1 protein-coding gene is annotated in these 442 nt (G+C 68.1%); it reads left to right on the forward strand.

What is annotated here, in order from left to right; genetic code table 11:
* Positions 1-442, forward strand: a 442-nt coding sequence (locus tag FJV41_RS55830) for a DNA-binding protein (protein ID WP_181791595.1), incomplete at both ends; no start/stop codon positions are given.

The raw sequence follows: 442 nt of genomic DNA on the forward strand, positions 1-442 counted from the left end.
ACCCTTCTCGCCTCAAGCAGGTCTGGGACGAGCACGTCAACAGCCAGGCCGTGGCAAACACCGAGCCCGTTGCCGAATTGCCGGTCGAGGTTGCCGAGGAGGTGGCTGCTGTGACCAAGGCGCTGACGGAGCGACTGGCCACGCTGGCCGTCGAGCTGAACGACAAGGCGGTGAAGGCGGCGGAACGTCGCGTGGCCGAGGTGATCCGTGCCGCCGGCGAGCAGCGTGAGCAGGCCGAACGCGAGCTGGCCGATGCGTCGGTAACCGTCGAAGACCTGGAGAGCAAGCTGGATGAGGGCAAGGCTGCTGGTGAGGTTCTGGCCAACCGCCTGGCCGAATCGCAGGCACTGTCCCAGGCGCACGCCGTGGAGCTGGCCCAGCTGCGCGAGCGCCTGACGTTGACCGAACAGGCGGCGAAGTCTGCGGCCGAGGGGCATGCAGC

Origin of the sequence: Myxococcus llanfairpwllgwyngyllgogerychwyrndrobwllllantysiliogogogochensis (assembly GCF_006636215.1) — a bacterium.
Classification (GTDB): Bacteria; Myxococcota; Myxococcia; order Myxococcales; family Myxococcaceae; genus Myxococcus; species Myxococcus llanfairpwllgwyngyllgogerychwyrndrobwllllantysiliogogogochensis.